At 69.8% G+C, this 13022-nt stretch carries 10 protein-coding genes; 5 read left to right on the top strand and 5 right to left on the bottom strand.

The window, feature by feature from the left end:
• The first annotated feature begins 40 nt into the window (after positions 1-40).
• Both ABEB28_RS10275 and ABEB28_RS10270 read left to right on the top strand, forming a co-directional pair.
• The gene (locus tag ABEB28_RS10275; RefSeq protein WP_345727777.1) at positions 41-607 is read left to right on the top strand and encodes an NADPH-dependent FMN reductase; all 567 of its coding nucleotides are present in this window, start codon (positions 41-43) and stop codon (positions 605-607) included.
• A 131-nt stretch (positions 608-738) separates the two neighbouring features.
• The gene (locus ABEB28_RS10270) at positions 739-2454 is read left to right on the top strand and encodes an MDR family MFS transporter (RefSeq protein WP_345727776.1); all 1716 of its coding nucleotides are present in this window, start codon (positions 739-741) and stop codon (positions 2452-2454) included.
• Here ABEB28_RS10270 and ABEB28_RS10265 read toward each other — a convergent pair.
• From ABEB28_RS10265 to mca, 4 genes are all read right to left on the bottom strand, one after another.
• On the bottom strand, positions 2441-3691 hold the full coding sequence (locus tag ABEB28_RS10265) for a L,D-transpeptidase (protein ID WP_345727775.1): 1251 nt from the start codon (positions 3689-3691) through the stop codon (positions 2441-2443). The genes ABEB28_RS10270 and ABEB28_RS10265 overlap by 14 nt on opposite strands.
• Positions 3692-3904: 213 nt before the next feature.
• The gene (locus ABEB28_RS10260; RefSeq protein ID WP_345727774.1) at positions 3905-6244 is read right to left on the bottom strand and encodes a putative bifunctional diguanylate cyclase/phosphodiesterase; all 2340 of its coding nucleotides are present in this window, start codon (positions 6242-6244) and stop codon (positions 3905-3907) included.
• Positions 6245-7599: 1355 nt separating this feature from the next.
• Positions 7600-7920: a hypothetical protein gene (locus ABEB28_RS10255; protein WP_345727773.1), complete on the bottom strand. Its 321-nt coding sequence runs from the start codon at positions 7918-7920 to the stop codon at positions 7600-7602.
• Entirely contained in the window at positions 7917-8780 is an 864-nt protein-coding gene (gene mca, locus ABEB28_RS10250) for a mycothiol conjugate amidase Mca (protein WP_345727772.1), read from the bottom strand. Before mca ends, ABEB28_RS10255 begins: the two co-directional genes overlap by 4 nt.
• A 250-nt stretch (positions 8781-9030) precedes the next feature.
• Between mca and ABEB28_RS10245 the strand changes: the two genes are divergently transcribed.
• From ABEB28_RS10245 to greA, 3 genes are all read left to right on the top strand, one after another.
• Positions 9031-9432 (top strand): DUF4307 domain-containing protein, encoded by a 402-nt coding sequence (locus ABEB28_RS10245; protein WP_345727771.1) that lies wholly within the window; start codon positions 9031-9033, stop codon positions 9430-9432.
• Positions 9433-9675: 243 nt separating this feature from the next.
• A complete protein-coding gene (locus tag ABEB28_RS10240) occupies positions 9676-10818 on the top strand; it encodes a hypothetical protein (protein WP_345727770.1) in 1143 nt (380 codons plus the stop codon).
• 351 nt (positions 10819-11169) lie between these two features.
• On the top strand, positions 11170-11670 hold the full coding sequence (greA, locus tag ABEB28_RS10235) for a transcription elongation factor GreA (protein ID WP_345727769.1): 501 nt from the start codon (positions 11170-11172) through the stop codon (positions 11668-11670).
• A gap of 24 nt (positions 11671-11694) precedes the next feature.
• On the opposite strand, the gene ilvA is transcribed toward greA, so the two are convergent.
• Entirely contained in the window at positions 11695-12963 is a 1269-nt protein-coding gene (gene ilvA, locus ABEB28_RS10230; RefSeq protein ID WP_345727768.1) for a threonine ammonia-lyase, read from the bottom strand.
• Between the last annotated feature and the right edge of the window lie 59 nt (positions 12964-13022).

Genomic DNA, 13022 nt, shown 5'->3' with positions numbered 1-13022 from the left:
ACCAAAGGGGGAACACCCTTACCGAGCAAGGAGCCACTCGATGTCCAGGCTGCAGATCATCGTCGCCAGCACCCGTCCGGGCCGGATCGGGCTGCCGGTCGGGCAGTGGGTGGAGACGGCGGCCGCGAAGCACGGCGGCTTCGACGAGATCGACCTCGCCGACCTGGGCGCGATCGACCTGCCGCTGCTGGACGAGCCAAAGCACCCGCGGCTCGGGCAGTACACCCACCAGCACACGAAAGACTGGGCAGCGCGGGTCGGCGCGGCGGACGCCTTCGTGTTCGTCCTCGCCGAGTACAACCACAGTTTCACCGCCGCGGTGAAGAACGCCGTGGACTACCTGCACACCGAGTGGCAGCACAAGCCGGCCGGGCTGGTCACCTACGGCGGTGTCTCCGGTGGCCTGCGCGCCGCCCAGGCGTTCAAGCCGGTTCTCCAAGCGCTCAAGGTCGTGACGCTGACCGAGGCCGTGACGATCCCGTTCGTGCAGCAGTTCGTCGAGGACGGACTGTTCACGCCGAACGAGTTGATCGAGGCGTCGGCCGGCACGATGCTTGACGAACTCGGCCGCTGGGGCAACACGCTAAGCCCGCTCCGCGCCTCCTGATCACCGCCTGTGGCGCGGGTTTTCGGGAAGACCACCTCGCCGCCGTCCCAGAGGTGGTCTTCCCGAAAATCGGCCAGCGCGAGCCCGTGGCGTGCGGGTGAGTGGGCGGAATGCTCCTTTTAGACTGAATCGTGACTAATCACGGGACGCCCGAGCGCGAAACTCCGTCGGGTGAGCTGACCCATCGGCAGATCGTCACGATCCTGATCGGGCTCATGCTCGGGATGTTCCTGAGCGCACTGGACCAGACCGTCGTGGCCACGGCGATCCGCACCATCGCGGACGACCTCAACGGCTTCGACCTGCAGGCGTGGGCGACGACCGCGTTCCTGATCACGTCGACGATCGTCACGCCGCTCTACGGCAAGCTGTCCGACATCTTCGGCCGCAGGCCCCTCCTGCTGGCCGCGATCGCGCTGTTCCTCGTCGGGTCGCTGCTCTGCGGGATCGCGTCGTCGATGTACGAGCTGGCGGCGTACCGGGCGATCCAGGGGATGGGGGCCGGCGGCCTGATGTCGCTGGCGTTCGCGGTCATCGGCGACATCGTCCCGCCCCGGGAACGCTCCAAGTACCAGGGCTACTTCATGGCGGTCTTCGGAACGTCCAGCGTGCTCGGGCCGGTCGTCGGCGGGTTCTTCGCCGGCGCCGACTCGTTCCTCGGCGCGGCCGGCTGGCGCTGGATCTTCTGGGTCAACCTGCCGATCGGTGCGGTCGCGCTGGTCGTCGTCTACCGGGTGCTGCACGTCCCGCACCGCCCCCGCGACCATCGGATCGACTGGCCCGGCGCGCTCGCGCTGGTGCTCGCGCTGGTGCCACTCCTGACCGTCGCCGAGCAGGGCCGGGAGTGGGGCTGGGGGTCCGGTCGGGCCGTGGGGTGCTATGCGGTCGGCGTTATCGGGATCGCGCTGTTCCTCCTCGCCGAGCAGCTCTACGGCGACGAGGCGCTGCTGCCGCTGCGGATGTTCCGGGAGCGGACGTACGCGGTGGGCTCGGCGGCCAGCCTGATCATCGGCATGGGCATGTTCGGGGCGATGGCGCTGCTCCCGCAGTACCTGCAGATCGTCAAGGGCTCGTCGCCGACGATGGGCGGCCTGCAGATGCTGCCGCTGGTGATCGGCATCATGGCCGCCGCCGGGGTCTCCGGCACGATCATCACGCGCACGGGGCGCTACCGGATCTTCCCGCTGACCGGCGGCATCCTGATGGCGCTCGCGCTGCTGCTGTTCTCCCGGATCGGCGCGGACACGCCGCTATGGGAGACGATGCTGATCATGGCCTTGTTCGGCGCCGGGCTCGGCGTCAACATGCAGCCGGTCATCCTCGCGGTGCAGAACGCGGTCGACCCGCGGGACATGGGGGTGGCGACCGCCGCGGTCACGTTCTTCCGCCAGATGGGCGGGACGCTCGGCACCGCGGTGTTCCTCTCGGTGCTGTTCTCCGGGCTGACCGGCGCGATCCGCGCGGCGCTCGCCGACGCCGAGAAGGACCCCGCGTTCCAGGCGGCGCTGGCCGACAACCCGAGCGAGGCGGCGACGCTGGAGATGGCCGACGGGTCGCTGTCGGACACGTCGTTTCTCGACACGTTGGACGACGTGGTCGCGCATCCGTTCAGAGTCGGCTTCTCGGACGCGATGAGCACGGTGTTCCTGATGGCCGCCGCGATCATGCTGGTCGGCGTCGCGATCCTGTGGCTGCTGCCGGAGCTTCCCCTGCGCCACCAAAGCGGGCTGCGGGCGCAGGAGGAGGCCGCGGCGGCTCGTGGGACGGAGCCCCCCGCCGGTCCGCCGGCCCCAGCGGCCACGGCCTCGGGAACTCCGGCGCCCGCTGCTGGCCCTAGCCCGTCGTGACGACGCCGCCCTTGGAGTGGGTCAGCCACTCGGTGAAGCTCAGCGACCATTCGCTGTACCCGTTGCCGAGCTCCACCCTCGTCTCGGTGTTCTTCACCGTGACCGGGTCACCGACCTGCAGCCGGTTGTAGAGCCAGACCGCGTTGTCCGGGCCGACGTTGAGGCAGCCGTGGGAGACGTTCCGCTTGCCCTGGTCGGCGACCGACCAGGGCGCGCTGTGGATGAACTCGCCGCCCCAGGTGAGGCGCATCGGGTACTCGACCTTGGTGCGGTAACCGTCCGGCGAGTCAACCGCCAGCCCGTACGTCGACGAGTCGAACATCGCCTCACGCCGCTTGTCGATGATCACCATCGTGCCGCTGCTGGAGGGGAACTTCGGCTTGCCCAGGCTGATCGGCATGCTCTTCACGACCTCGTCGTCCTCGAGCACCTTCATGGTGTGGGTCGCGGAGTCGGCGATCACCTCGCGCTTGGCGCCGATCTTGAAGTCGACGGTGAGGTCGGTCCGGCCCCAGACGCCGTCGGCGATCGCCCGGCCCGCGGTGTCCACCTCGACGTGCACCGTGCTGCCGGCTGCCCAGTACTCGGCCGGACGGAAATGCAGTTCGGTCGAGCTGATCCAGCCCCACGCACCGGTGGTCGTGGGGTTCGAGGTGACCTTGAGCATCTTCTCGAACTTGGCCCGGGCGGCGTCGCTCTTCACCGAGCGGCTGAGCTTCAGGATGATCGGCATTCCGACGCCGTAGGTCTTGCCGTCGCCCAGGATGCTCGACGTCCGTACCGAGCTGTCGCCGGACGGCGTCGGGACGGTGGAGAACTTCGAGGTGAGCGGCGTCGCCGACCCGGTCGTCGTCACCGAGACCGTGTAGGTCGCGCCGAAGGAGAGCTTGCCGGTGCTGGCCCAGCTGCGCTTGTCGGCGCCGACCGCGCCCTTCACCTCGTCGCCGTCGTCGGACTTCACCGAGACGGCGGTGATCGTGTCTTTGTCGATCGAGAGGCTGATCGGCGTCACCGGTGGGACCGCAGTGGCGTTGGCAGCCGGGGTGACGGTCAGCTTCGGTCCGGCGGGTGACGGGGAGGTGGTGGGGTCGCCGCCGCCGTTGCCTTCGTTGCCACCGCCGGACGAGGAACAGCCTGCTACCACCAGAGCGCTCGCCAGGAGCGCCACCAGCAGAGCCACACAGCGGCGCAGAGCCGAGGAGGAGGGGGACGCCGATGGCGGTGCGGGGGTGGTCACGAGCAACTCCGTGGGGAGACGTTGCGCCGCAGAACGGCGTCGGGGCGCGGTCAGCCGCTCCATCGTGCCTCAGCCGACCAAGTGCTCCACACGAGGCCCACCTCAACCAACCGAGTATTCCGGCAGGTGACGCCACGACGGAGCAAGATAAGGCGTAGTTAACGGTATTTGTCGATCCCGCTAAAGCTCAACCGTGGACGTTCGTGGGAACCGTCACCCACCGAACGTGCCGCGCCCAGCCAGCACGGATTTCGCCTCGTCCGGGTCGAGCGGCGGGTAGAAGAAGAAGCCCTGGGCGCCGTGGCATCCCAGCTTCATCAGCTCGGTGCGCTGCTGGGCCGTCTCCACGCCCTCGGCGATGGCCCGCAGCCCGAGCGTCTGCGCCAGGCCCACCGTCATGCGGACGACGGCCTCGGCCTGCCGGGAGCTGCCCATCGCGATGACGAACTGCCGGTCGATCTTGATCTCGTCGACGGTCACCCGCGCCACCGAAGTCAGCGACGAGAAACCGGTGCCGAAGTCGTCCAGCGAGAGCCGCACGCCCAGCGCCCGGAGCGCGCTGAGCACCTCGTCGACGACCTCCAGCTCGCTCATCATCGCGGTCTCGGTGATCTCGAGCACCAGCCGGTCGGGTGGCACGTCGAACTCGGTGAGCAGCCGGCCGACTTCCTCTGGCAGGTCCCGGTCCAGCAGCGAGCGGGCGGAGAGGTTGACCGCTACCGGGGCGTCCACGCCGTCGAGGAGCCAGGCGCGGTAGGTGCCGAGGGCGAGCTCGAACACCCTCCGCGTCAGCGGCGCGATCAGGTCCGTGTGCTCCAGGTCGGGGATGAACGCGGCGGGCGCCAGCATTCCCCGACGGGGGTGGCGCCAGCGCACCAGCACCTCGGCGCCGAGCGGGACACCATCCTCCAGGTCGACGCTCGGCTGCAGCTGGATGACGATCTGGTCGTCGGCGGCGAGCGCGGCCTGCATCTCCGATGCCAAGGCCAGGCGGTCGACGCTGGCCGTGTCGAGGGCCGCGTCGAACTCCAGCAGCTGCACGCCGCCCGCCTTCGCCCGGTACATCGCGGAGTCCGCCCGGCGGAGCAGCTCGACCATGTCGCATCCGCCGGTCTCGGCGGCCACGACACCGGCCGTCGCTTCGACCGAGAGCTCGACGCCGTCGACCACGAGCGGACCGCCCAGCGCGCCGAGCAACGCCTCGCCGCGCTCGTGCGCGTGCGCGGACGCCGCCGCCAGATCCGCCTGGCCGGGCATGAGCAGCGCGAACTCGTCGCCGTGCAGCCGGGCCAGCGTCTCCCCCGGCGACACGCGGGTGCCGAGCCGGTCGGCGACGACCCGGAGCAGCTCGTCCCCGGCTTCGTGGCCGAGGGTGTCGTTGACCTGGCGGAAGTGGTCGAGATCGAGCAGGAGCAGCGCGACCGTGCCGTGCCCGCTGGTGAGGACCGCGTTGCCCTCCGCCATCAGACAGGCCCGGTTTGCCAGGCCGGTCAGCGCGTCCTGCGTCGCCAGGTCGTGCAGCTGCTGGTGGACGTACGCGTTCTGCATGGTGCCGGCGAGTGCGCTGCCCAGTGACGCGAGGGCGAGCTGCTCGCGCTCGGGGAGCCGGACCTGCGAACGGAAGCACAGACGCAGTTCACCGAAGGACGGGCCGGACCCGTTCACCAGCGAGACGGGGTAGGCGCTCTGTTCGGGGCGGTAGACGCCGGGCTTGCCCTGCCAGATCTTGCCGGCAGCGTCACCGCGAGTGAGCACCGAGTCGCCGTTGGCCCGTTTCCACTCGACCTCGACGACGTCCGCGGAGAACAGCTTGGCTGATTCGACGATCGCGGTCCGCAATACCGCGTCGATGTCGAGGTGCCCCATCTCTCGGGTCGCCGCGGAAAGTCGCTGCCACATCCGGCGCTCGATCCGGGTTCGTACGCGACCGGCGAAGCCTTCGATCAACAACCAGGTGACCGGCGGCAGGACGACCAACAGGTACGGCGCGTACCGGGCGACCGCGAGAATCATCGCGCCGATCGCGAGATTCATCAGCAGGCCGAGCGTCCGGGTGCCGGCACCGTCGAAAACGACCGAACGGTAGGTGTCACCGCGGGAGAACGCGACCGCTCCCGCACAGGCCAGCTCGCTGACGACCGCCGAGATCGTCGCCATGACGGTGAGCGCCAAGGCACCACGCCAGCTGATCGGATCGGGCTGCGCGCCTGCGATCGCGATCATCACGGTCGCGGCGACGCTGACGCCGACGATCGTGGTGGCCACGTTGAACCAGGCCTTGACCGGGTCGAACCTCTTCCACGCCATGGCAACCGCGGTACCGAGCGCAGCGGTCAGCACGGTCCAGGCAGGCGGGAGCAGGACCAGGCCGACGATGAGGACCGCTTCTCCCCAGTCGACGAGAATGCCGCTGCCGCCGATGTACCGGCGCACGATCCAGAGGCGGCTGATCGCCACCATCACGGTGACCAGCGGGATGGCCCACCAGTCCGGGCCGGGCGCGGGCAATGTCAGCGCGACGCCGGCAATACAGACCGCCGCTAATACGGTCATACCTGTGATCAAGGCGCGAAGGCGACTGGGAAGCGACAATCGCTGGGCGCCGATAACCGCGTCCACGCCGCCTCCCTGGGTGCCGACCGCGTGACCGATACGGTCACGCCACGACGATCCTCTCCGACGGAGGGCGGGTGCGTCACGGGTTACGAGGCGATAGATGGGTGAGCTTTACCGACTCACGCGAAGGAAGCGCGATCATCCACGAATTTGTGAGCCGTGAATGACGGACTCACTACGCTGCGCAGTTTAGCCCCAGATGGCACCGCGACTCACGCAACTCCCTTCTACATGCACTTCCCGGCCCGGTTTCGGGTTCAGCCCCATGTCGCGCCACGCATGGCGATTCCCTCCATTCTCCGGAGTCACGAGATACCACTCTCGCCACAAACGGTGCGTTCAGCCCCACGTTGCGCCACGCACGACGTCCTCCTCACGCATCCCTAGGCACTCCACCGGCGTCCGTTCGGTTCAGCCCCACGTTGCGCCTCGCACTGCCAACACCTCCCGCCGATCTCGTCACCGAAGTCCACATCCGACTCTCAGCCCCACGTCGCGCCGCGCACGTCCTCACCTCCGTCGCCTCGGACCGAACAGACACATGCGGCCGAACTCAGCCCCAGGTAGCTCCACGCATCACTAAACACCTCCTGTCACACCGGTCCAACCATTCACACTGTTCCCTCAGGTTAATTTCAGCCCCACGTCGCGCCACGCATCGCCGGTACCCCCTCTCCGAGTTCCACCGCCGGCTGCCAACGACACCGATCCGTACACGTTCGGTTACGGAGGACGGATAACCCCCGTCCGCCGCGTTTCGCCATCCGAACGCCAGACAACGTAAGCCGAATTATCCGGTCGCAATTAGTTCGCTGTTTCCGACTCGACTCCCGAATAGCAGTACGCCGAGAGTAGTAGCGCTATCCCGATACGTGAAGTCGCATCAATGGTCAATCATTAATGTGCGTTCACCCGCTGGCACGAAAAGTGGCCGAACGCTAACGGCGTCCTTGCACGCGGCGTAATCTATTCATAGGCAAAGCGTTACCGGCCGGGCCTCCGCGGATGAACGACAGGTAAAAGACGCGGATTCGAATGCACCCGCGCGCTCTCAACCGAAGATTACTCTGCGTGCCCGAATAAGGGAAGTCGCCCAATTTCCGGCACAGGTGGAGACGCCATACGCGCAACGTCGGTTCGCCAATACGGCGAGTCACCGACGCGGGCGGCGGGCCGACCCTGCGTACAGGTCGTGTCACCGCCGAAGCGTCCGCCGAAATCAGGCCAGCGGGCCACGGAGGGGGCGATGCCCGGTCGGACGTACCTCTCGACCGGGACCGCCCCGTGCGTGGTCAGCGCTCGGTGGAACCGGCGTCGGCGCCGGTGGGATCCGCAGCAACGGCATCCGTGCGCGCCGCGGTCGTCTCGGTAGCCGCCTTCGCGGCTTTGTTCGTGCTCTCGGCCTCGTCCGGGGCTGTCTTCGGGTCTTCCGTGCGGTCGAACGACGCCGGCAACCGTTTGATCCGGGCGGTCATGTTCCGCCACAGCAGGATCGTCGCGATCGCCAGCAGGGCGACGACGGCGAGCGCCATCGGTCCCGCTCCGGCGCCCTCCCGCGTGTCACCGAAGTTGTTCGCCGCCTCGATGACGGTGGCCTGCGCTTCGACGATCATCGGGTCTTCACCGCCTCCCGTACTCCTGCGAACAAATCATCCTCCGGCAGCCCGCTCGCCACAGCCGACCGGGCCAGTTCGTAGTCTTCGGTCGGCCATACCCGCTGCTGGATCTCCAACGGCACGCCGAACCAGCGTCCGTTGGGGTCGACCTGCGTCGCGTGCGCCCGCAGCGCGTCGTCCCGCACCCCGAAGTACTCGCCGCAGTTGATCCGGGTGGTGACCCGCGACCCGGGGTCCGGCCGATCGTCCGGCCACTTCTCCAGCCACTCGGCGTACGGCGACTCGAGGCCTTCCGCCCGCATCGCGTCGTCGAGCGCGACGACCCGATCCTTGCTGAAACTCATGTGGTAATAGAGCTTCAACGGCTGCCAGGGCTCACCCTGCTCGACGTATCGGTCCGGATCACCGGCGGCCTCGAAGGCCTCGACCGAGACCTGGTGGCACATGATGTGGTCCGGGTGCGGGTAGCCGCCGTTCTCGTCGTAGGTGAGGATCACGTGCGGCCGGAACTCACGGACGAGCCGCACCAGCGGCGCGGCGGCCACCTCCAGCGGCTGCAGCGCGAAGCATCCTTCCGGGAGCGGGGGCAGCGGGTCGCCCTCCGGCAGTCCCGAGTCCACGAACCCCAGCCAGGCCTGGTCGACGCCGAGGATTTCGCGCGCCCGCTCCATCTCCACCCGGCGGATGTCGCTGAGGTTCGCCCAGACGTCGGGACGGTCCATCTGCGGGTTGAGCACCGAGCCCCGTTCGCCACCGGTGCAGGTCGCCACCAGCACCGAGACGCCGGCCTTGACGTATCGCGCCATCGTGGCGGCGCCCTTGCTCGACTCGTCGTCCGGATGAGCGTGCACAGCCATCAGCCGGAGTGAACTCTTTTCGACCGGCGACTGCTGCGGCCGCTCGACCTCAGCGACACCCGGGGGGTGAAAAGGGGTCATCTGCTCGGACACGCGCCGGTTCTCCCTCACCTCGGTGCTACCGCGCGGCGCACCGACCACCTCGTCCAAAGCAGGTCGGGATACGTTGCTGCGTAGCTGATAGATGAATTGTCCACGACCGGCGAGATCGCCGTGACAGCGGCTCGCCGACCCCTCTACCGGAGCGCTCGTGACCGCACCAGTATTTCCACCCGACCGGTACGGCCGGCGACGGTCACCACGCAGCTATCCCCGATGGCTGGTCCCAGCGCTGGTCGCGGTCGTGGTGATCGCCGGGATCGGCGTCGCCGGAAAGCTCTACACGACCTACGGCGACGACCACGTCGAGGCGCGGGTACTGCGCTACTCGGTGACGTCCGACCGTGCCGTGCGGATCGAGGTGGAGGTCTCCGGCGCACGCGAGACGCCGTTGCGGTGCGCGGTGCGCTCCCGGGCGGAGGACGGCTCCGAGGTCGGCCGGACGGAGATCTCGGTTCCGGCGGGCGACGCCGTCGTCAACCAGATCGTCACGCTCACCACGACGAAGCGGGCGATCAGCGGTGAGACGGCGGGCTGCAGGCCGGCGCAGTGAACCACGGAGGGCGCAGCGTCGTCGGGGTAGTGGAGGGGCGGGGGTGAACTGTGCCCGGAGGGCCATCCGTTCCCCCGAACGACGGACGGTCCCCTCGGGTAGCGGGATCGCATCGGGACAGCAGCCTCGCCGCTGACGATTTCCCGAGGTTACCTGGCTAGTGCGTGAGGGGGTCTTCCGCACGTAGCCGCCGGCTTTCGACGCTGACGGTTGTCACCACGACCGAGCGGAGACGTCACCCGTATGGCTGCTCGGCACTCCGCATCTCGTGATGGGGCGTCTCGTGATCGGGCGTCCCGTGATGGGGCGTCCCGGCAGGGGGCGTCTCGGCCCGGGGCGTCCCGGCACGGGGCGGAGACGGCCGACCCGCTCTACTGGGCCCGCGCCAGGGCCGCCGAACGCGACCGGGCCGACGCCGACGCTGCCGAACTCGACCGGGCCGGTTACGACGCCGCGCGGACCAGCGCGTACGACCAGCTCTCCGACGTCACCGAGGAATTTCCCGCAGTACCGCCGGAGTGGTCCGGGCGGTTGCCGTTGCCGCCTGTTCGGCCGCTCGGCGACGTCACGACCGACTCGCTCCCGGTGGTGCGCCGAGATCCGGACGACGCCACGACCGTCGACCTCCCCGCCGTGCCGTCCGCGGCCGAAACCGTCGACTACCGCGAGCACCCACTGGCCCTGGTCCCGCGCTCGGACCGGTCGGACGTGGCGCGGTACCCGGAGCGGTCGGGACGGGCCCGGCGCAGCTACACCGGACGGCACCGGCCACCCCAGTCCCCGGCACCGGCACGGCTCGGGCTCTCGACCGCCGGCATGACCGTCGCGGTCGGCGTCCTCGGCGTCACGCTGGCCATGCTGCACGCGCAGCCGAGCGACCGGGTCGACACCAGCGCACCGCCGTTCGCGGCGGTCTCCCCCAGCACCACCCCGGGACCGGACGGCGCACCGACCACGGGCACCCAGCCGACGCCCGGCCCGGACGGTCAGGTCGCTCCGCGCCCGACGACGACGGCGGGCACTCCGGGCGGGCCGGGTGCCACGCCGGGAGCCGCACGCCCCGGTGCTCCGGCGGCTCCACCCGCCGGCGACGACGGCGGACCCGACGAGGAGTCGGGCGCCGGGAACCCACCGACCCGCCCCGAGGCGCCCAGTCGGACCGGCCGACCCGGCCGCACCAGCCGTCCGGGCGCGGCCTCCCGCCCCACCCCGACCTGCGCGGCGGCCATGGCGGCCATGGCCGCCGACGCACCCGCAGCCGACGCACCCGCGTCCGCTACCGCGCGTCCCCTGGCCGACCCGACCGAGGAGCCGGACGAGACCACCGAGCCCAGCCCGGAGGAGTCGGCTGAGCAGCCCGCCCCCAGCGCTGAGTCCTGCCCCTGACCTGCGAAGCCCGAAACTTCGCCGTCCGCGTGGGCACTTCGGGGGGCGCCAATCGTTGAACGAAATGGCATGGGGATGTCATCCTGATCATCCGGTCGCCTGGGGGCGTCCTCCCGAGGCGGCGAGAGAGGTAGTCAGCGTGGTGAGACGCACGGCAGGCGATCACGCCAGGAGACGACGAAGGCTCGGTCCCTGGCGGGGTTGACGCGGTGCGCGCGGCCGAAAACGAATCGGCTGAGTAACCACGTGACTGCACTGGGCTTCCCCGAGCCCGGCCCGGAAGCGCTCTACCGGGCTATCCTATGAAGCTCCGTTCCACCCGATCTATCCGTTGACCCCCGAGGAGCACCCGTGTCTACGACCGATGAGGCGCGCGCAACCTGGCTCACCCAGGAGGCGTTCGACCGGCTGAAGGCCGAGCTCGAGGAGCTCAAGTCGAACCGCCCGGTGATCGCGGCGGAGATCAACGCGCGCCGCGAGGAAGGCGACCTCCGTGAGAACGGTGGCTACCACGCCGCCAAGGAGGAGCAGGGCAAGCAGGAAGGCCGGATCCGGCAGCTCGAGGACCTGCTCCGTAGCGCGCGCGTCGGCGAGGCGCCCACCACGGCGACCGTCGTCGTGCCCGGCACGGTGGTCACGGTCCAGTTCGACGACGACCCCGACGACACCGAGACGTTCCTGCTCGGTTCCCGGGAGATCTCGTCGACGACGGACCTGACCGTGTACTCCCCGGAGTCCGCGCTCGGCTCCGCGATCCTCGACCACAAGCCGGGCGACAAGGTGAGCTACGACGCCCCGAGCGGCGCCAAGATCAACGTCACGATCGCCAAGCTCGAGCCGTTCGGCGGCTGATTCCCGTTCACTGCGGGCCGCGGGTCACTCCACTGAGTAGCCTGCGGCCCGCAGTGCGTTGATCGTCCGGTGGGAGTGGTCGGGGCCGTCCGTCTCCAGCGTCAGCGACACCTCGACGTCGCCGACCCGCAGCGCGGCGTCGTGCCGCACGTGAGCGATGTCCAGAACGTTGGCCCGGTGCCGCGCCAGGACGCCGAGCAGCCCCGCCAACATGCCGGGACGGTCGGCGAACCGCACGGTCAGGTCGGCGTACCGGCCGGCGGCTGCCATGCCGTGCTCGATCACCCGGAGCAGCAGCAGCGGGTCGATGTTGCCGCCGGAGAGCACGACGACGACCGGCGCCTGGAAGGCTCCCGGGTCGGCCAGCACCGCGGCGAGCGCGGCCGCACCTGCGGGCTCCACCACCATCTTCGCCCGCTCCAGTCCGAACAGCAGCGCCTGCGAGAGCTGCTCCTCGGTGACCGTCCGCACCTCGGCGACCTGCGCGCTGATGTGGGCGAGGGTCAGCTCGCCGGGGCGTCCGACGGCGATGCCGTCGGCCATCGTCCGCATCTCGGCCAGCGCGACCGGGTGTCCGGCCGCCAGCGACGGCGGTACCGCGGCGGCACCCGCCGCTTGCACGCCGATCAGCCGGATGTCCGGACGCTCGGTGGTGACCACCGACGCGATCCCGGCGACCAGCCCGCCACCGCCGGTCGGCACGACGATCGTCCGGACGTCCGGGCACTGCTCCAGGATCTCCAGCCCGACGGTGCCCTGTCCGGCGACGACGTCCGGATGGTCGAACGGGTGGACGTAGACCGCGCCGCGCTCCCGGGCGAACCGGGTGGCCGCCGCCATCGCCTCGTCGATGCTGTTGCCGACCAGTTCGACGGTGGCGCCGTACTCGCGGGTGGCCGCCACCTTCGGCAGCGAGGCGCCCACCGGCATGAAGACGGTGGCGTGCGTCCCCACCTGGCGGGCCGCGAGCGCCACGCCCTGGGCGTGGTTGCCCGCGCTCGCCGCGACCACCCCGGTGGCTCGCTCCTCCGGCGAGAGCCGCGCCAGCCGCAGGTACGCTCCGCGCAGCTTGAACGAGCCCGCGTGCTGCAGGTTCTCGCACTTCAGGTACGCCGGTCCGCCGACCAGGCGGCGGAGCGGCTCGCACTCCTCCAGCGGCGTCCGCCGCACCACACCGGCGAGCGCGTCCCGCGCAGCCCGGACATCGGCGGGCGTCACCAGGACAGCGGGATCACCCGTCCCGGCAGGGGTGTCCACCTCGGCTGGGGTGTCCAACGAGTCGGTGCTCGGCATATCGACGATCGTGCCAGCACCCCGCTCCGGAGGACGGGCCGGACCCGCCTGGTCCCTGC

The sequence above is a fragment of the Cryptosporangium minutisporangium genome, assembly GCF_039536245.1.
GTDB classification, from domain to species: Bacteria; Actinomycetota; Actinomycetes; order Mycobacteriales; family Cryptosporangiaceae; genus Cryptosporangium; species Cryptosporangium minutisporangium.
The sequence above is the reverse complement of the archived record's forward strand: the minus strand, read 5'-3'. Positions and strand labels throughout refer to the sequence as shown.

Bases quoted from the DNA above. Each gene is read 5' to 3' on its own strand.
- ABEB28_RS10275 (WP_345727777.1), top strand. From the start codon at position 41: ATGTCCAGGCTGCAGATCATCGTCGCCAGCACCCGTCCGGGCCGGATC.
- ABEB28_RS10260 (WP_345727774.1), bottom strand. From the start codon at position 6,244: ATGACCGTATTAGCGGCGGTCTGTATTGCCGGCGTCGCGCTGACATTG.
- ABEB28_RS10255 (WP_345727773.1), bottom strand. From the start codon at position 7,920: ATGATCGTCGAAGCGCAGGCCACCGTCATCGAGGCGGCGAACAACTTC.
- mca (WP_345727772.1), bottom strand. From the start codon at position 8,780: ATGGCTGTGCACGCTCATCCGGACGACGAGTCGAGCAAGGGCGCCGCC.
- ABEB28_RS10240 (WP_345727770.1), top strand. From the start codon at position 9,676: ATGGCTGCTCGGCACTCCGCATCTCGTGATGGGGCGTCTCGTGATCGG.
- ilvA (WP_345727768.1), bottom strand. From the start codon at position 12,963: ATGCCGAGCACCGACTCGTTGGACACCCCAGCCGAGGTGGACACCCCT.